The organism is Natrinema hispanicum (genome assembly GCF_900111485.1).
GTDB lineage: Archaea > Halobacteriota > Halobacteria > Halobacteriales > Natrialbaceae > Natrinema > Natrinema hispanicum_A.
In genome coordinates this window covers 1-18,533 of record NZ_FOIC01000010.1, presented here as the reverse complement: position 1 = coordinate 18,533, position 18,533 = coordinate 1, and the positions used below count along the sequence as shown (strand labels likewise).

18 protein-coding genes and 1 tRNA gene are annotated in these 18,533 nt (G+C 58.9%); 15 read left to right on the top strand and 4 right to left on the bottom strand.

The window, feature by feature from the left end; translation table 11 throughout:
• Positions 1 to 95: 95 nt before the first annotated feature.
• From BSG09_RS10825 to BSG09_RS10800, 6 genes are all read left to right on the top strand, one after another.
• Positions 96 to 1,178 carry a succinylglutamate desuccinylase/aspartoacylase family protein gene (locus BSG09_RS10825; protein ID WP_092932985.1) on the top strand — a complete coding sequence of 361 codons (1,083 nt, stop codon included), beginning with the start codon at positions 96 to 98 and terminating at the stop codon, positions 1,176 to 1,178.
• Between the two features lie 272 nt (positions 1,179 to 1,450).
• Positions 1,451 to 1,876, top strand: a complete 426-nt coding sequence (sdhC, locus tag BSG09_RS10820) for a succinate dehydrogenase, cytochrome b556 subunit (protein ID WP_092932983.1) — start codon at positions 1,451 to 1,453, stop codon at positions 1,874 to 1,876.
• The gene (locus tag BSG09_RS10815; protein WP_092932981.1) at positions 1,876 to 2,241 is read left to right on the top strand and encodes a succinate dehydrogenase hydrophobic membrane anchor subunit; all 366 of its coding nucleotides are present in this window, start codon (positions 1,876 to 1,878) and stop codon (positions 2,239 to 2,241) included. The genes sdhC and BSG09_RS10815 overlap by 1 nt, the downstream gene beginning before the upstream one ends.
• Before the next feature lies 1 nt (position 2,242).
• Positions 2,243 to 3,115: a succinate dehydrogenase/fumarate reductase iron-sulfur subunit gene (locus BSG09_RS10810; protein ID WP_092932979.1), complete on the top strand. Its 873-nt coding sequence runs from the start codon at positions 2,243 to 2,245 to the stop codon at positions 3,113 to 3,115.
• Between the two features lie 2 nt (positions 3,116 to 3,117).
• Positions 3,118 to 4,956 (top strand): FAD-binding protein, encoded by a 1,839-nt coding sequence (locus tag BSG09_RS10805; protein ID WP_092932977.1) that lies wholly within the window; start codon positions 3,118 to 3,120, stop codon positions 4,954 to 4,956.
• An 82-nt stretch (positions 4,957 to 5,038) separates the two neighbouring features.
• Positions 5,039 to 5,230 (top strand): hypothetical protein, encoded by a 192-nt coding sequence (locus BSG09_RS10800; protein ID WP_092932975.1) that lies wholly within the window; start codon positions 5,039 to 5,041, stop codon positions 5,228 to 5,230.
• Between the two features lie 17 nt (positions 5,231 to 5,247).
• Here BSG09_RS10800 and BSG09_RS10795 read toward each other — a convergent pair whose 3' ends face one another.
• The 3 genes from BSG09_RS10795 to BSG09_RS10785 all read right to left on the bottom strand — a co-directional run bounded on the left by BSG09_RS10795 (position 5,248) and on the right by BSG09_RS10785 (position 6,867).
• The gene (locus BSG09_RS10795) at positions 5,248 to 5,442 is read right to left on the bottom strand and encodes a XapX domain-containing protein (RefSeq protein WP_092932973.1); all 195 of its coding nucleotides are present in this window, start codon (positions 5,440 to 5,442) and stop codon (positions 5,248 to 5,250) included.
• Positions 5,443 to 5,505: 63 nt separating this feature from the next.
• Positions 5,506 to 6,321 carry an HD domain-containing protein gene (locus BSG09_RS10790; RefSeq protein WP_092932971.1) on the bottom strand — a complete coding sequence of 272 codons (816 nt, stop codon included), beginning with the start codon at positions 6,319 to 6,321 and terminating at the stop codon, positions 5,506 to 5,508.
• Between the two features lie 66 nt (positions 6,322 to 6,387).
• Positions 6,388 to 6,867 (bottom strand): redoxin domain-containing protein, encoded by a 480-nt coding sequence (locus BSG09_RS10785; protein ID WP_092932969.1) that lies wholly within the window; start codon positions 6,865 to 6,867, stop codon positions 6,388 to 6,390.
• Positions 6,868 to 7,084: 217 nt separating this feature from the next.
• Between BSG09_RS10785 and BSG09_RS10780 the strand changes: the two genes are divergently transcribed.
• The 9 genes from BSG09_RS10780 to BSG09_RS10740 all read left to right on the top strand — a co-directional run bounded on the left by BSG09_RS10780 (position 7,085) and on the right by BSG09_RS10740 (position 17,036).
• The gene (locus BSG09_RS10780; RefSeq protein ID WP_092932967.1) at positions 7,085 to 7,381 is read left to right on the top strand and encodes a Sec-independent protein translocase subunit TatA/TatB; all 297 of its coding nucleotides are present in this window, start codon (positions 7,085 to 7,087) and stop codon (positions 7,379 to 7,381) included.
• A gap of 16 nt (positions 7,382 to 7,397) precedes the next feature.
• Positions 7,398 to 7,470 (top strand) — tRNA-Arg (locus tag BSG09_RS10775).
• 400 nt (positions 7,471 to 7,870) lie between these two features.
• Positions 7,871 to 11,767, top strand: coding sequence for an ATPase, T2SS/T4P/T4SS family (locus BSG09_RS10770; RefSeq protein WP_092932965.1), 3,897 nt, complete (start codon positions 7,871 to 7,873; stop codon positions 11,765 to 11,767).
• Positions 11,764 to 13,833, top strand: coding sequence for a type II secretion system F family protein (locus BSG09_RS10765; protein WP_092932963.1), 2,070 nt, complete (start codon positions 11,764 to 11,766; stop codon positions 13,831 to 13,833). The genes BSG09_RS10770 and BSG09_RS10765 overlap by 4 nt, the downstream gene beginning before the upstream one ends.
• A gap of 1 nt (position 13,834) precedes the next feature.
• On the top strand, positions 13,835 to 14,374 hold the full coding sequence (locus BSG09_RS10760) for a DUF7287 family protein (protein ID WP_092932961.1): 540 nt from the start codon (positions 13,835 to 13,837) through the stop codon (positions 14,372 to 14,374).
• A 4-nt stretch (positions 14,375 to 14,378) separates the two neighbouring features.
• Positions 14,379 to 15,035: a DUF7288 family protein gene (locus BSG09_RS10755; protein WP_092932959.1), complete on the top strand. Its 657-nt coding sequence runs from the start codon at positions 14,379 to 14,381 to the stop codon at positions 15,033 to 15,035.
• The gene (locus tag BSG09_RS10750; RefSeq protein ID WP_092932957.1) at positions 15,029 to 15,886 is read left to right on the top strand and encodes a DUF7261 family protein; all 858 of its coding nucleotides are present in this window, start codon (positions 15,029 to 15,031) and stop codon (positions 15,884 to 15,886) included. The genes BSG09_RS10755 and BSG09_RS10750 overlap by 7 nt, the downstream gene beginning before the upstream one ends.
• Positions 15,883 to 16,371, top strand: coding sequence for a DUF7266 family protein (locus BSG09_RS10745; protein ID WP_092932955.1), 489 nt, complete (start codon positions 15,883 to 15,885; stop codon positions 16,369 to 16,371). The genes BSG09_RS10750 and BSG09_RS10745 overlap by 4 nt, the downstream gene beginning before the upstream one ends.
• Positions 16,371 to 17,036, top strand: a complete 666-nt coding sequence (locus BSG09_RS10740) for a type IV pilus modification PilV family protein (protein ID WP_463508439.1) — start codon at positions 16,371 to 16,373, stop codon at positions 17,034 to 17,036. Before BSG09_RS10745 ends, BSG09_RS10740 begins: the two co-directional genes overlap by 1 nt.
• 277 nt (positions 17,037 to 17,313) lie before the next feature.
• Here the strand turns inward: BSG09_RS10740 and BSG09_RS10735 are convergent, their stop codons facing one another.
• Positions 17,314 to 18,324: an IS110 family RNA-guided transposase gene (locus BSG09_RS10735; protein WP_092932953.1), complete on the bottom strand. Its 1,011-nt coding sequence runs from the start codon at positions 18,322 to 18,324 to the stop codon at positions 17,314 to 17,316.
• Positions 18,325 to 18,533: the final 209 nt, after the last annotated feature.

Sequence of the window (18,533 nt, the reverse complement as noted above, 5' to 3'; positions counted from 1 at the left end):
GCACCGGCCAACGACGACGTTCTTGGTCGATTGACAGTCACCTCGAGCGATAGGGAAGGGGGAAGATTCACGGTGATGCCCCCGGAGAACCGTTTATGAGCGACGACACAGCGACCGAACCGCCCGACGACGGACGCGAAACCGACGAGATGAACGAGCCGTTTACGTACAACGGCGGGCGCGTCGATCCCGGCGAGTCGGCGAACATTCGGTACGGTATCAGCGAAACGTATCTCGGGGACCCTGTCAGGATTCCCGTCACGGTGATCAACGGTGAACACCCGGGGCCGACGGTCTTTCTCTCGGCGGCAGCCCACGGCGACGAACTCAACGGGATCGAGGTCGTCCGGGAAGTCGCCCACGACTGGGATCACTCGATCCTGCATGGAACGCTGGTTTGTCTGCCCGTGATGAACGTCCCCGGCTTCATCGCACAGGAACGGTATCTGCCGATCTACGATCGGGACCTGAACCGGTCGTTCCCCGGGCGCGAGGGGTCGACCAGTGCCAGACGGATGGCCCACCAGATCTTCACGAACTTTATCGAACCCTGTGATCTCGGCGTCGACTTCCATACGTCGACCCGCGGGCGGACGAACATGCTCCACGTTCGGGCCAACATGGAGCGATCGGACGTCGCCAGACTCGCTAACGCGTTCAGTTCGAACGTTATCATCGCAGGCGAAGGCCCATCTGGAACGCTGCGCCGCGAAGCCAGCGAAGCCGGCATTCCCACGATCACCGTCGAGATGGGCGAAGCCCATCGCTTCCAGCGCCGGCTGATCGATCGCGCGCTCACCGGCGTCGCAAGCGTGTTCGCCGAGTTCGGCCTCCACCGGGAGTCGTCGGTCCACTGGCCCGGCTGGCGCACCGTCATCGATACTGACGACGAGAAGACGTGGCTCCGCGCCGACGCCGGTGGCATCGTCGACATGAAACGCGGCCGGGGTGCGCTCGTCGAGGAAGGCGAAGTGATCTGTGCCATCACCAACCCGTTCAAAGAAGAGGAGGACATCGTCACCGTCGAAGCGCCGTTTACCGGTCTCATCGTCGGCGTCCTCGAGAACCCCGTCGTCTACCCGGGGAACCCGCTCTGCCATCTGGTTGGGCTCTCGCCGGATACACTCACCGCGCTCTCGCGCGAGCGGACGACCGAGAGTTCGCGATCGGAACTCTGATACGGACTCCTGTCAGTGAGTTCCGGTGCAACCGCGACCCGCACTGCGGTCCCACCGAGACATCGGGACAGCAGACCGTATGAGACCGCGCTGGCCGCTGTCGATGGCGATCCGACACAGCGCCAGCAGCGAGTCGACCGCACCGGCCCGAACGAGTTCGGCGCTCGGCGAAAGCTGTTATCGTCCCGTCATATATTGGGTGGACTGAAAGCGACGGTGACGAGATAAAAGTAACTTCTATACCCCCGCGGTCTAACGGACCATATGAGCGTATGAGTCAGTCTTACAATCGCGGTCTCGTCGAGGACTTCGGGCGCTGGAAGGAGTTCTCGGCCGGGATGTGGGCATGGATCTTCCACAAGTTCACCGGATGGATCCTGATCGGCTACCTGTTTACCCACATTTCCGTGCTGAGTACTTCTCTCGGCGCAGCCGGTAACGAAGCAGCAATCATGAACGAAGCGGACATCTACACCACGACGCTGCAGGGACTCGAGAGTCTGTTCCTCATCCGACTACTCGAGATCGGCCTGCTCGCGGTGGCCGTCTTCCACATCTTAAACGGCCTCCGCCTGCTGATGGTCGATCTGGGTGTCGGACTCGAGGCACAGGACAAGAGTTTCTATGCCTCGCTGGTGCTGACGGGTGCGATCACCGTCGCCAGCGTTCCGACCTTCCTGACGGGGGTGGGTCTCTAATGGCAGAACGATACTCCTCGTTTACGCCTGGCGGGACCGGCTGGTTCTTCCAGCGGGTCACAGCGGCGTTTCTCGTCGTCGTTCTCGCCTTCCACTTCTTCCTTCTGCACTTCGTCAACCACGCGTACGAGGTAACCTTCTTGGGAACGCAGGCCCGAATGGAGAATATCGGCTACCTCCTGACGATGGTCCTGTTCCTGGTCACTGCCGCGTTCCACGGCGTCAACGGCGTCTACAACGCGCTGGTCAACCAGGGCCTCAAGGGCACCCAGAAGAAGGTCATCCTGGCGGTGCTTACCCTCGCCGGCGTTGCACTCGTCGCACAGGGGACCTACGTCGCACTCGTCATGGGGGGAATGATCTAACATGAGCACGCAACAAGCCGAACCCGACACGCAAGAAGCACCGGAAGACCCGGCGATGAAAGGCGCGGAATCGCCGGCAGCTGAGAAACAGAAAGGCGGCGACATGGTCGACGAGCGTGACGAAAGTCAGGCCGAGTTCGATGGGGAGACGGTCCACATCAAGGTGTTCCGCTACGACCCCGAAGTCGCGGAAAAGCAGGAACCCCGGTTCGACGACTTCCACGTCCCCTTCGAGAAGGGGATGACCGTCCTCGACTCGGTCATGTACGCCCGCGACGAGTACGATTCGTCGCTAACCTTCCGCCACTCCTGTCGGCAGGCGGTCTGTGGCTCCGACGCCTTCTTCGTCAACGGCAAGCAACGACTTGGCTGTAAGACGCAGATCTCCGACTTAGAGCAGCCGATCCGCATCGAGCCGCTGCCACACCAGGAGGTCGTCAAGGACCTGGTCGTCGATATGGATCACTTCTACGACCAGATGCACGCCGTCGAGCCGTACTTCAAGAGCGAAGACACGCCTGACGCAAGCAAGCTCGAAGAACAGCGTCAGTCGCGTGAGAACCGCGAGAAGGTCAAGATGTCCACGCGCTGTATCTGGTGTGCATCCTGTATGTCCTCGTGTAACATCGCAGCCGGCGATAACGAGTATCTCGGCCCTGCGGCGATCAACAAGGCCTACAAGTTCGCGATGGACGACCGCGAGGAAGAAGACATCAAAGAGCACCGACTCCGCATCTTAGAACAGGAACACGGCGTCTGGCGGTGCCAGACCCAGTTCTCCTGTACCGAAGTGTGTCCGAAAGACATTCCGCTCACCGAGCACATTCAGGAGCTCAAGCGGGAAGCAGTCAAGAAAAACCTGAAGTTCTGGTAACCATGTACGAACACGACGTTATCGTGGTCGGCGCCGGCGGTGCCGGCCTCCGAGCCGCGGTCGCAGCGCACGAAGCGGGAGCCGACGTGGCGATGGTCACGAAGCTCCACCCCGTCCGCAGCCACACCGGCGCGGCGGAAGGTGGCATCAACGCCGCCTTACAGGAAGGCGACGACTGGGAACTCCACGCCTACGACACGATGAAGGGGTCGGACTACCTCGGCGACGCGCCGGCGGTCGAGACCCTCGCCCAGGACGCCCCCGAAGAGACGATCAATCTCGAGCACTGGGGGATGCCGTTCTCCCGCGAGGAAGACGGAACCGTCTCGCAGCGACCGTTCGGTGGTCTCTCGTACCCACGGACGACCTACGCGGGTGCCGAGACCGGCCATCACCTGCTGCACACGATGTACGAGCAGGTCGTCAAACGCGGCATTCAGGTCTACGACGAGTGGTACGTCATGGACCTGGCGACGACCGACGAAGACGACCCCAACGACCGCGAGTGTCACGGCGTCGTCGCCTACGACGTCCAGTCCGGCCAGATTGAAGGCTTCAAGGCCAACAACGGCGTCGTCCTCGCGACCGGTGGCCCCGGCCAGGCGTTCGACCACACGACTAACGCCGTCTCCTGTACCGGCGACGGACAGGCCATGGCCTACCGAGCAGGCGTGCCCCTCGAGGACATGGAGTTCATCCAGTTCCACCCAACGTCGCTGCCGTCGACGGGTGTCCTCATCTCCGAGGGTGTCCGTGGGGAAGGTGGTATCCTCTACAACAACGAGGGCGAACGCTTCATGTTCGAGCACGGCTACGCGAACAACTCCGGCGAACTCGCCAGCCGCGACGTCGTCGCCCGGGCCGAACTCACGGAAGTCAACGAAGGCCGTGGCGTCGACGACGAGTACGTCCACCTCGACATGCGCCACCTCGGCGAAGAGCGCATCATGGACCGCCTCGAGAACATTCTGCACCTCGCAGAGGACTTCGAGGGCGTCGACGGCCTCATCGAGCCGATGCCGGTCAAGCCCGGCCAGCACTACGCGATGGGCGGGATCGAAGTCGACGAGAACGGCCAGACCTGCATCGACGGCCTCTACGCGGCCGGCGAGTGTGCCTGTGTCTCCGTCCACGGCGGCAACCGACTGGGCGGGAACGCCCTGCCGGAACTGATCGTCTTCGGTCGGCGCGCCGGCTACCACGCTGCCGGTGGGGACCTCGGCGAAGCCGAGATCCGGACGGGCTACGGCGACGACGTCGAGGACGAGACCGACACCGAGTTCCCAGTCGCCCCCGGCGCAGCGGGACTCGAGACGAGCGGCGGCGTCGCCGCCGACGGTGGCGTCACGGCCGACGCCGAGGGCGTCCTCGAACGGAGAGTCGAGACGGCTCGCGAACGCGTCGATGGACTGATCGACAAAGACGACGGCATCCAGCACTCCGAGATCCGCGCGAAGCTCCAGCAGGCGATGACCGACTACGTGAACGTCTTCCGGACCGAAGACGGCGTCAAGAAAGCACTGGAAATCATCCGCGAGTGCCGCGAGGAGTATCAGGATGTCTACGTCGACGACCCGTCGCGGACGTTCAACACGGACCTCCAGCAGACCATCGAGACGCGGAACCTGATCGACGTCGCCGAGACGATCGCGCTCGGCGCGCTCGTCCGTGACGAGTTCCGTGGCGCTCACTGGCGCAAGGAACACCAGGAACGCAAAGACGACGAGTGGCTCAAGCACACGCTCGTCTCCTGGGACGACGGCGAACCCTCGATCTTCTACCGCCCGGTCATTCTCGAGGGAGAGAGCAAGACCTACGAGCCAAAAGAGCGCAGCTACTAACCTCGCGATTCGCGGTTCGATTTTCCACACGATCGACGCCTCGAGTAGAACCGTTTATACCTCCGACGTTCCATGTCAACACATGGACGACGATCGAACCGGTCAGCGGGCTCCTGTAGTTCTCGTCTTGCTTCTCGTCGGTATCGGTGTCCTCCTCTACAGCACCCTTCCATCGTCTCTGTTTCCGTTCGTTGCCACCGTATTCGCACCTGCGGCAATTCTGTTGTTGATCTGGGCAGCGATGCGGCTCTCGGTCGGCATCCGGTCAGCATAAGGCGACGGGACCTAACGCTACAGGCCGATCGTCTCGAGGAGATTAACGCCGACGCCGAGGTAGTCGATTAGCTTGTACCCGAGGTAGATCCCCACGATTCCCATGAGGCCGGGGAGTTCCGGCGGTGCAGGGATCGGAATGTTGAGGAATCGGAACAGCGCGCCGGTCGCTAACCCGGTCAGAAGCGCCAAAACAGCAAGCTGCGTCGACATTGCGTGTCCTATACGACTGGCTGTAAGTCAGTGTAGCGGTTCGTCGAGTCGACCTCGCGTCCGTTACAGCTCGATCCGTTCGACCAGCTGCTCGCGATTTTCGTTCGTGTTGACGGCGACGATCCGAATCTGGTCTGCAAGGCCGGAGTCTTTCAGCTTGGCTTTCAGCAGGTTGTCAACCTGATAGACGCCGGCAGCGTTGGTCATCTCGATTTCAACCATGACCGGCGTCGTATCGCCCTGCTGGAGCGAGACGCGGCTGATCGCCTGACTCGAGAGGGTGTTGATGCCTCGACCGCCGGACTCGTAGGGGATCCGGGAGCGGCCGTGTTCCATATCGAGAGCGTCGGCGACACGGATGACGCCGGCTTCAGTCGTCAGCGGCGTCTCGGCGGTATGATGGCAAAGAATGGCGTGGAGAATTTCGCCTTTCATTCGGACGGTCTCCGCGATGTCGTAGAATTCGGGGAGGACTCGATCGAGGATGTCTGCCGCCAGCGAAATCGAGTAGTAGGCGTGACGATCGCGGTGAACGACGTGGCCGACGTCGTGTAGCGTCGCCGCAAGGGCGATAATGACCGATTCGTCTTCCTCGGCCAGTCCCTGCTGGCGAGCCCCGTTGAAATCGACGTTACCGGTCTTGAGCAGGTCGTACAGACACAGTGCCCGGTTACGGACGATCTCGATATGTTTCGTCCCGTGATCGTTGTATCGCATCCGGTCGACCGCGTTGACGTTTTGTGCCTCGAGATAGGCTGCGATCTCCTCGTCGTCCTTGATGTACTCGAGGACCCGGTTTAGCTTCTCGTCGGGGAATGCGTGATCGTCGTCGGGGGAGTAAACACGGCGGGAATCCTCCTCGGCGGCAGAATCGCTCATACTGCCCCATCGGCGGCAGACTAAAAAAATTCTGCGACGGTTGTCGGGCTGGTCCGCAGACAGTCGTCAGGAAAGGTCTTCGACTGCGGCCTCAACCTCGTCGTAGTCGGGTTCGACACCGGGGTCGTCGCTGACCCACGAGTAGGCAACGTCGCCGTCACCGTCGATGACGAACACCGACCGCTTGGCGACGCCGTAGACGCCCAGATCGGCGAAATCCATTTCGATGTCGTAGTCGTCGATGAGCTCCTTGTTGTAGTCGCTGAGCAGGCCGAACTCGAGGTCGTTCTGTGCGCGGAATTCGTTGAGCGTAAACGGCGAGTCCCGGCTGACACCGTAGACGGTGGCATCGAGGTCGTTGAACGTGGCCAGTCGATCCTGGAACGTACACATTTCAGTCGTACAGACGCTCGTGAACGCGCCGGGGAAGAAGGCCAGAACGATCGGCTCCTCGTCTTCCAGCCGTTCCGAGAGTGTAAATTCCTCGATGTCGCCGTTCGCAAGCGGTGCGGTGAAATCGGGTGCGGCGTCTCCGGTCGTTACCATCGTCAGCCCGTTGCGTCCACGCGGGAAAGACAGTTTCGTTCGCGGAAGGGTTTCGACGAATGGCAGTCGACGGCAACCGATACGGAACGAGAGTATAGCCAAACTGTGTCGCTTCATTTTTCGGCGAATCTCGTTCGTAGACGGACTGTCGTGGCCGCTTGATTACCTGAGTGGTCCAAAAAGGTTATAATTGCCAGTGGACAAGCTGTGCGTAGAAATGCAAGCCGAACTAACACCGCTGTTCATCCCCGGCGGATTCGGACCGATGGAGCTGGGCGTCATCCTGCTCCTTGCCATCTTGCTCTTCGGGGCCAACAAGATTCCGAAGCTGGCACGGTCGACCGGCGAAGCCATGGGTGAGTTCCAGAAGGGGCGCGAAAAGGTCGAATCGGAGCTCGAGGAAATGCGCGAGTCCGGGGACTACGACGACAGTGCTGGCGGTGACGACGAGTTCGTCGACACGGAGCCAGTTACTAACGAAGACGAGACGGACGTCGAAACGGAAACCAACTAACGTTCTTTTCACGCCGGGGCGTGTGGCCTAGCGGAGAGGGCAGGAGGTTCCTAACCTTCTGATCGTGGGTTCGAATCCCGCCACGCCCGTTTTGCGAGAAGCGAACCGTCACCCCCGAATTTTCCCAGCAACCCACCACTCTCACAGTTGCTTCTCGAGCTGTGACCCATCTCGATTCCGTCGGTTCGAAGTGAACGCTGTCGCTAGACGATCGTTCCAATGTGGGTGACGACCCGCTGGGCTGTCTCACTGTTGTCAGCACGCTCGTTCGTGGGCCGTCGGTCGAGTAGTGAGTGGCTTGGCGAGCGACTGTCCCATTTAGCCGTCGGCCGCGCACATCGGTCCCGTGATATCCCGAAACATCAACTAGATGAATTGAACAGATTGCCAGCAAGTGGGTGGTAATCAGTCGAAAACAGCCAAAGAAAATTATCAGAACTGGTAATGGGCGGATGAATTTTTTGAGGGATGACTTTCAGTATGAATGTAATGGCTATTGACGAAGCCGACCAGTCGGATGCCGGGGGCTTTTCTGAGGGGGAGGCGTCCGAGGCTGCGTCGGAAGAAGCGCAATCCCACGAATCAGAGCCGAGCACGAACTCGGCTGTCCGTGTTGGGGAGTACACGTGGGAGGAGTTCATGACCGAGTACGGGTACGGCAACGAGGTAGCCGACCTCTATCCGGACGATCCCACCGGCGGGGACGAACAACTCGGCCTCGATACGGATGCGGGTGCCGGGACGACCGTTCCCAGCGGGGACGACTGGGACCAGGTCGAGTTCGATCCCGAAGCGTATCTGGGGTATCATCCCGACGACCTCGAGGATCAGCTGGTGCCGGTCGCCGGCGACAACGCGGGGACACTCCAGGAGCGCTTCCTCGAGTACGTCGACCCCGAGACCACGCCGGTCGTCAAAGACACCTGGTTCTGGGAACACTACAAGTGGGAATATTACTACGAAGACGATGGCAGTCGACCACGCGATAGCAACGGCGAGATCGTCCCCCACGATGCGGAAGGCGCTCTCGGATTCGATCCAGACACGATCGAGCAACGGCTTGCAGCCGCAAACGACGTCGCACTGGAACTCGACGACGTCGTCGAGGAGCGGACCGTCAACGTCCAGGAAGATCTCAACGAAGACGAGTTCTTCTCGACGGCCGCGGGCAACACCACCGTCACCAACCGCTACGACCTCGAGAAGGCCGTCTCGATGGAGAAGAAGACCCACTTCCGCGAGGTCGAGCGGTACTGGGTGAACAAACCCTACGCCTTCGTCATCATCTTCCATTCGGAGAAGGAAAACGAAAAGAAGTACTACATGATCGAGCCGTACCAGAACGAGATCGAGGCGGAACTCCAGGAGTTCCTCTCGGGCAAGCTCAGGACGGCCATCAAGTACGCCGAAGAAGGGATCAAAGAGAAGGCAACGGAGGACGGCCGTCGGACGGTCATCGAGGACGAAGCCCGACGACTCCTCGAGCGGTACGATCTCTTCGAGGCGACTGCAGACGACACGTCGAAAGGGGTTCTCGAGACGCTCCAGGGACTCCTCGACGACGAGGACGACGAGGCCGACGGCGACGATGACGACGGTCCGAGTCAACTCGAGGGCATGGAGGTCCGCCCCGAGCCGGCGGTTCTCGACGACGACCCGGACACCATAAGCGAGTATCAGGTCGAGAAGCTGCTCTACGTACTCAAACGCGACTTCATCGGCTACGAGCGCATCGACGGCATCAAACACGACATTAACGTCGAGGACATCTCCTGTGACGGCTACAACTCGCCGGTGTTCGTCTACCATTCCGAGTACGAACAGATCATCTCGAACATTTACCACGGCGAGGACGAACTCGACGATTTCGTCGTCAAACTCGCCCAGCGATCGGGCAAAGGGATCAGCAAACGGCTTCCACAGGTCGACGCGACGCTGCCCGACGGCTCGCGTGCCCAGCTGACCCTCGGCAAGGAAGTCTCCGACCACGGGACCAACTACACCATCCGGCAGTTCAAAGACGTCCCCTTCACACCGATCGACCTCATCAACTGGAACACCTTCAGCCTCGACGAGATGGCGTTTCTCTGGCTCGCCATCGAGAACCATAAGAGCCTGATCTTCGCCGGTGGTACCGCATCCGGGAAGACGACCTCGCTGAACGCGGTGTCGCTGTTTATCCCCTCGAGCGCGAAGATCGTCTCGATCGAGGACACCCGCGAGGTCGAACTCCCCCAGCGCAACTGGATCGCAAGCGTCACCCGGCCGTCGTTCGCCGACGACGAGCAGGGTGACGTCGACGAGTTCGACCTGCTGGAAGCCGCACTGCGACAGCGTCCCGACTACATCGTCATGGGTGAGATCCGTGGTGAGGAGGGCCGGACGCTGTTCCAGGTCATGTCGACAGGTCACACCACCTACACGACCTTCCACGCCGACTCCGTCGACGAGGTCCTCAAACGGTTCACGACGGACCCGATCAACGTCTCGAAGACGATGTTCACCGCGCTGGATCTGGTCTCGATCCAGACCCAGACACGAGTGCAAGGCCGGAAGGTCCGCCGGAACAAGTCGCTGACCGAGATCAACCACTACGACGCCGAACACGACGAGATCAACGTTCAAGACGTCTACCAGTGGCAGGCCGAAACCGACGAGTTCCTCAAGATGGGGGACTCGAACACCTTAGAGGAGATTCAGTTCGACCGCGGCTGGAGCAAAGAGAAACTCGAGGAGGAGCTGTTCAAACGCGAGGTCATCCTTGCGTACCTCATCAAGAACGGGCTGAACACGTATGCACAGGTCGCCGCGACGGTCCAGGCCTTTATCAACGACCCCGACACCATCCTCACACTGATCGCAAACGGCCAACTTGAGGACAGTCTCGAGGACCTCCGTGAGATGGAGAGTGTCCTGATCGACGTCGATCAGGAGAAAGAAGAACTCGTGCCACGGCCCGAGGCGACAAACGAGACGTACAACCTCTCGATGGACATCCTAGAGCGGGCCGAGGAATCGTTGTTCGAGGAGTACCGCGGACAGGTACCGAGTGGCCTCGCAAGCGCACTCGGTGATGTCGAAGCCGAGGATCCGATCGATGTCGACCGTGCTGACACCGACGAGTTCGACTTCGCCGGTGCCGTCGACGAGGACATCGACGAAGGCGAGTGGGAACTCGGCGACGACTCGACGGCGTTTGCCACCGGTGACGACGTCGGCGATGAGCCGGCGTGGCTCAGCGACGATGCCGGATTCGACATCGAGCCCGACGAAGAGACAGCGGCTTCCGGGTCGGCAGCCGAGGCGGAATCCGGCGCTGCGACGACCGGTGTCGATACTGAAGCCGACGCTGACGAGAGTCCGAGCGCGCTCGAGCCGGCACCAACTGCTGACGAGGGCGACACGGCTACCGACTCGAGCGGCGAGTTGCCCGCATCGCCGGAGACAGCTAGCGCGTCGACCGACAGCGCCAGTGACGCCGGGACCGAATCGCCGACCGGCGAGAGCCGAGCGGCGACGGTCGACGCCGCAGCTGACTCGAGTCAATCCGCGGAATCGGACGACGTGACGGCCGATAACGACGGTGCCGGCAGCGACACTGACGACGCAGACGACGAGGATCTGGTCGGGCTGTTCGATGACATGGGCGAGACGATCGACGAACTCGACGAGCCGAGCACCGAGCCGGCGACCGACAGCGAGGGTGCAGCCGGTCAACAGAACGATTCCGGATTCGATTCGATGTTCCCGGAAGACGACCTCGATTCGATCTTCGATCCGGACTCATCCGGCAGCTCGAGCAGCGACACCGGCGCACAACGCGACGGCGAATCGGCCGCGGATGCAGCGTCGGCAGGTGAACAGACGCCTGCCGCCGAGACGACAGCAACGGATACCGCAAGTGAGACGAGCGACGAGTCTGAACCGGAGCCGCCAACGATCGACAGCGGATTGACGACGGAGGAAGACGAGACAGACGACGAGGCCGAGCCGGAGCCCCCGACGATTGATCTCGGGGGCGACACGTCGGAGCCGCCGGACGACCCGGACGAATCGACCGAATCGACGGCAGCAGATGAGACTGATCGGTCAGCCGACGCGCCGGCGGCCGTTGATACTGCTACCGACACGGATGACACTACCGACGCTGACGCGTCGATATTCGACAACGACGATGATTCGGTCTTCAGCGACGACGGAGCGGACACGCCCAGCGATGACGACGGCTCACTGCTCGAGAGTAGCGAGCCGAGCGCTGACGGGTCGATCTTCAAAGACGACAGCACCGACAGTGGCGATGCGCTGGCCGACAGCAATACCGGCATCTTCGAGGCCGAGACCGAGACGAACGAGGACGACGACAACGACGAGGACGGAGACGCATGAGTCTGAAAACCGACAGCAGTGGCGGCTCGGGGATGTCGGCCAGTTCCGACGCACTGGGTGATTACTTCTACCCGCTATATGATCGGCTGTTCGGTGACGACAGCGAGTTCGTCGCTGACGTGGAGACGAAACTCGCCCAGGCGCGGATGACCGATACGGTCGAACTCTATCTCTCGCGGTCGCTTGGCATCGGCGCAATCAGCGGGTTGAGTCTCTGGCTGATCGGACTGCTGCTTGGCTACAGTCTCTTCGCGGTCGGCATCCTCTCGAACGAGCCAATCATCGGGATGCCGGTCGGCAACGGCCTGGTGCTGACGATCATCGAGATGCTTCGCGTGCCGGCGATCGTCTTTTTCAGCGGTCTGCTCTTTGGCTCGATCGGCTTCGCGATCGGGTTTGGCTCGATGGTCGCGATCCCCTACTCGCGTGCCTCGTCACGTAAACGTGAGATCAACATGCTGCTGACCGACTCCGTGTCGTTCATGTACGCGCTGTCGGTCGGCGGCCTAAACCAACTCGAGATCATCGAGGCGATGGCACAGGCAGACGACACCTACGGTGAGGTCGCAAAGGAGTTCCAGAGCATCGTCAAAGAAACCGAGTACTTCGACATCGACTACCGAACGGCGATCCGTAAACAGGCCCTCGAGACGCCCAGCGACGATCTCTCACAGTTCCTGACCGACATGCTTTCGATCGTCAACAGCGGCGGCGACATGGAGAGCTTCCTCGAGGACAAGAAAGAAAAGCACATGCGCACGGCAAAGCAGGAACAGGAGCTCACCCTCGAGACGCTCGAGTTGTTCGGCGAGATGTACATGACGCTGTCGCTGTTCCCGCTGTTGCTCATCATCATCATGGTCGTGATGAAGATGATTCCAAACGCCAGCGTGACTGATCAGATGCTCTATATGGTCGTCTACGCGCTGATTCCGATGATCGGGGTCGGCTTTCTCGTCCTCGTCTCGACGGTCAAACACGACGAACCCGGCGACGGCTACCTCTCGATGGGACCGACCGAGCAGCGGACCGAAACCGGGCAAAACGACGGGCTGTTGAGTCTCGGCCTCGTCGAGCAGTTTACCGGCGAATACAGCGTATTCGATCGGATCAAAAACCGCGAAGGAACCCACGAAACGATCGAAGTGCTGCGAAAGCCTCATTTCTTCTTCCGGGATCATCCGCTGATGACACTCGTCGTGACCCTTCCGATCGCCCTGCTTATCGTCGTGACGGCGATCGTAACCGGGTCGGCACCCACGTCCTGGGGACAGCTCTTGGCGAAGCCGATCTGGGGGACGGTCATCTACCTCTACTTGCCGCTGTATATCACCACCATCCCGCTTGCGATCTTTCGCGAGTGGAACGTCCGCCACAGAAACGCCGTCCTCAATCAGCTCTCCGAGGACCTTCGCAAACTCTCGAGTTCGAACGACACTGGACTCACCCTTCTCGAGTCGCTCAAGGCAGTCTCCGATACCACGAGCGGCAAGTTGGCACGCGAATTCGAGATGATGCACACGAAGGTCAACTTCGGGATGAGTCTGAAAGAGGCGCTCATCGAGTTCAACAACAAGTACCATATTCCGCGACTCGCCCGGACGACACGCCTGATTACCGAAGCACAGGAGGCATCAAACCAGATTTCGGCAGTGCTCCGGACGGCCGCACGTGCAAGCGAGAACCACGACGACATCGAACGCGAGCGCAAATCACGCACACGCATGCAGATCGTGATCATCATCATGACCTTCATGACGGTGCTTGCGGTGATCGCGATCCTCAAGACACAGTTCATCGACACGATGGCCGGACTGAGTACGGGGGGCGGCTCCGGAGCGAGCAGTGCCGGCGGTGCCGGTGGTGGCGCGATGAGCGGGGCAAACCTGAGCGAGAACATCGACGTCGATATGCTGTCGGTGTTGTTCTTCCATGCGGTGACGCTTCAGGCAATCATGTCGGGCTTTATCTGTGGCTACATGCGGGATGCCGATCTGCTGAGTGGCCTGAAATACGTCATCGGACTGTCGTCAGTCGCACTCATTGGCTGGACGCTGGTGGCCTAATATGAGCGGGAAACAGGCAGCAAACCGTGACCAAGACCGCACTCGAGCCCACCAGCCACGAACGATTTCGACGTCGCGGCTCGAGCGAGGCCAGACCACCCAGGACTTCGTCGTGGGGATCGGCGTCTTCCTGCTGGCGATCGCATTCGTCTTCTCGTTCTTCCCGGCGCTCGTGACGCCATATGACTCCTCGGTCGGCGGTGCTGAGACGGCACAGGCCGATCGGATCGCAGATCGGATCGTGAACGATACGTCGACGGGGACGCCGAACGAACTCGACGAGAACGGACTCGACCCGTACAACCAGACCGATCTCACCGCACACCTCGGACTTCGGTCAAGCGACGGAACTCCGATCGATAACGTGAATGTGACTGTCACGAATATCAGTGATGGGGAGACGGTCACACCAACGGCCAACTGGACCGGTGGCGAGAACTATGAGAACCAGTCGGCAGCCAGTTCAGCACGGATCGTCACGATCGAGAATAGCGACGACAAGTGTGACCCCGCCTGCAGACTTATCGTGAAGGTCTGGTGATACGATGTCTGACAAAAACTCACCGAACAATGATCGTGGGCAGGCCTACACCCTCGAGGGGTTCGTCAGCGCGATGGTCGTGTTGATGGCCGTACTGTTCGCCCTGCAATCGGTCGTGATCACGCCAACGTCGGGCGGGTTATCCGATCGCTCCGTACAGGCGCAAATACAACAAGAAGCCCAGGACGCGCTCGTGGTCAGCGATCAGGAGGGCAACCTGAACCTCTCGAATACCATCCGAAAATGGGATGCGACCGACGATTCCGGGGATAAAGAGCAGTTCTACAAGGCAAGCGTTCCCGGGCCTGATGGAAAGACGACATACAATACGACAGAATTCGCGAATCAGTCGCAACTTGGGTCGATACTAGAACAGCGGTTCGCAAACAACGGATATAGTTACAACGTCGAACTCATATATGAAAATGAGAGTGAGTTCAATACCACATATCTGGTCTATCAGGGTGCTCCGTCGCCGGATGCTGTGACTGCGAGTTACGTCGTTACGTTGTACAAGGAGGATACACTGACTGTCGACGAAGACGATGGAATCACGCTTCCAGCGGCTCACGGAGATCATAATCATAATTATCCGATCCCAGAAACGACCAATACCGACCTCGTCTACAACGTCGTGGAAGTGCGGGTGATCGTATGGTAACTCCAAACGCTCGCCGCAATCGAGGCCAAGTGATCCTCATCGGTGCGATCACGCTGGCGTTCATTCTGCTTGGCATCGTCGTCGTGTTCAATGGCGTCCTCTACACGGAGACGCTTTCCTCGAGTGCCACGAGTCAGAGCACGGCAGACGCAGAGGTGATTGAGCAGGGACTCGAGGACGATCTCATCGAAATCGCTCGCCGAGGAAATCAAAACGATGATTGGAAGTCAAGTAATGATTTTGAAGATGAGATCACAAATACTGGTAAATTTAATCATCAGTATCGAAATCTAACAGCGAACGGCCGATCAGCGTTCATGTCTCTAACCGATGTGACAGCTGAATACGGCCATATTGCAACGAATGTGCCGATCGATGGTTCGCCAGAACAGATCGATGTTGATGATAGTAAGATCGACTATCTCGTTCTTGATCTAAATGCTACTAATCATGAGAAGGTGAATGTGACGACAGATAAGGACTCAACTAACGTTACGATAGAATCGAATAGTAATTCTTTCGAAATAGATGGTTGTGAGATCGACTCGGCTGATGTCCGATTCGATCTGGTGAACGGAGAAACTGATGACCCATCCGCAGTAGACTGTGATTCTGATGAACTTCAAAATAAACTCTCACTAATCGATGAAGGGGTTTCATATGATGAAGTTGAAATTACTGAAGATAATCTGGGTACGTACGACATTGTTGCGCGCGATGGATTCGATGGAAACCCAGACAGTTCTCACGAAGGCGTATGGAAAATAGAAGGCAACATAACGTATCAATCGGACAAAGTTTCGTACGAGCGGTCGATCTCGACGATCCTAATCGACGGTGATGGCGAATGAAGATCAATCCACGGCGCACCGATCGCGGGACGTCGATCACGATTACACACGTCCTCACGATTGGGATCACCACGCTATTGATCGCTGCACTGCTGACCAGTTCTGGAACCCTCCTCGAGACCGAAACAGAACGGTCCGCTGAGTCGTCACTCGAGACGATCGGTGAACGCCTCGCCGGCGAAATCGAGAGCGTCGACAGAATGGCGACCGATGATGAGACCGTGAATGTCACTGCTGACCATCCGCGGACGGTCGCGAACTCGAGATACAACATCGAATTGTTAGATAAAGACAAATGCCGGGATGCAGAGTTGCTGAATGATTCGACTGAGAACGACTGCCTCCGGCTGACAGCATCGAACGCCGACGCGGAAGTATACGTTCCAGTCGCTATCGACAATCTCGAGCCTAACGACTCAGCATTCGGCGGTTCCCTCGAGATTTCCAAGGAAAGCGGTAAGATCACGATCGAGAGGGCCGGCTAATGAGACGAACGACTGATTCACCCCGGCCGGATGGGCGAACCAACGACCGTGGGGTATCGGAGGTCCTCGGATTCATCCTCGTCTTCGCGATCATCCTCGGGTCGGTTACACTGCTATCGATGACTGGCTTTCAGGCGATGCAAAACTACCAAGAGGGCGAGCAACTCCGAAACGCAGAGCGGGCGATGGAGGCGTTCGCGGAGAATGCCAACGACGTCATGCGATACGATGGGATCGACACGCGGCGCGGCGAGCTGTCACTTCAAGAGGGGACAGTTAGAACGAGCGGTTCCGGAACGGAACTCAACATCACGATAGAAAAAACTGGATCCACAGTCGACATACCGGAAGATGAGTTTTCCAGCTATGGAACGGGAGACACAGTCAACATAGGCGAGTTCACGTATACCGTCGACAACGACCGAATCGCATACGAGGGCGGTGGCGTCGTGCGGGGCGACGATTCCGGCAGTGTCTTTCTTAAGCGGCCACAGCTTCGGTGCGATGCTGAGACAGCAGTAATATCTCTCGTCACTATCTCGGCGGACGATCGGTCGATACAGAGTAGTGGTCAGGTCGGTTTCACAGTATCCGAGGAAAACCGGACCAGCAGGGTCTACACTGAGGTCAATAAGATTTCCATCTATGAGAAGCCTGCTACCTGAATTAACCACGTTTGCGTAGATATTCGTTAGGGTTCGTCTCAGATGTGAGAGACTTTCCTCATCAACCGCCTGCGAAAGCCCGCGCAGCGAAGCGAGCAGGACCGTGGAGGTGGGCGGGACGGCGGAGGGATGGGCATTAGATAGGCGGGAGGTTAGCGGAGCGACGCGACGCAGAGCGACGCTTTTCTTGGCGGAGCGTTTCTTTTCAGAGCAGTCGCTCTTTGAGACGGGTTAGCCGCGGGATCAAATCCCGCGGCGATCCCTCTAGCGAGCAGTCTTAGTGGGTTGTTGCATCAGGTGGGTTGTATTCCTCCTTCCGTGAGAGCATCGCGTAGATCGAGACGAGCAGCTTGCGAGCTGTCGCTACCAATGCTTTCTGACTGTTTTTCCTGCGTTTCATTCTCGTGTGATAATTCCCCAGATACGAGTCGTACTTCACGACATTGAGTGCTGCTTGACCGAGGGCCCACCGTAGCACCGGTGGGCCCTCTTTCGTAATTGCGTCAGTCGTCTCTTTCTCACCAGACTGTCGCACACGCGGATCTAATCCTGCATAGCTTACAACCTGCTTCTTATTGTTGAACCGGTCAATCTCACCAAGTTCCGCAGTAATCGTTACGGAGAGGACCGGACCGACACCAGGAATCGTCATCAGCAGTTGTGTTTCTTCCCACGTCGCAGCGATCTCGTCAATCTCGCACTGGAGACGCTCGATTTGGTCATCGAGCGTCTCAATAACAGCAAGATCGGCTTCAATGATGTGCCGATCGGCAGGTGACAGCGGGAGTTCCTCGTCGGCGAGGAACTCCCTTCCCTCTTGTCCGAAGAGGTCACCGTTGTAGGTAACGCCTCTATCGGCGAGGGCGGATCGAACACGGTTTTTCGCTGCTGTGCGATCATCGACAAGCGCCTTGCGCCGACGGACGAGTTTCCGCGCTTCGCGGAACTCGTCCGGTGGAATGTAGCTCGTCGAGAGTGCGTCAACCCGCAAGAGAACAGCGAGTCGTTTAGCGTCAAGACGATCGCTTTTGACTTTTTGATCGCCGATCAGCCCTGTTTTGTGCGGGTTGGAAACAGAGACATCAAGTTCTGGTTCGAGACAGTCGTAGACAAACCAGTAGTTGCGTGTGGCTTCAATAGCAGCCTTTGCGCCTTGGTGCTCGCGCGCGAACTCTTCGAGTTCGGCGCGCTCGGTTCGAATCCGACGTTCTTCAGGGTTGTTCGTATCGTCGTCCAAGATCGCTACTTGGCAGTAGCGATCGTGGACATCCATTCCGATGTATTCCATAGGTTGGTTGTTGCGTGATACTGTTGGGAAGAGAGTGAACAGGATACGCATCTATTCGTGCTCGAAGCACATTTCTCCGCATCCTTGGGGTGAGGCCGTTCATAGGTACGTGTTCGTGACACTGGAAATCCTTCGGCTTTCCTCTCTTCCCGGTTCCTTGTTCACTCTGCAGCACCTACAGCATTAGCAGGCTTCTCATGGAGTCATAG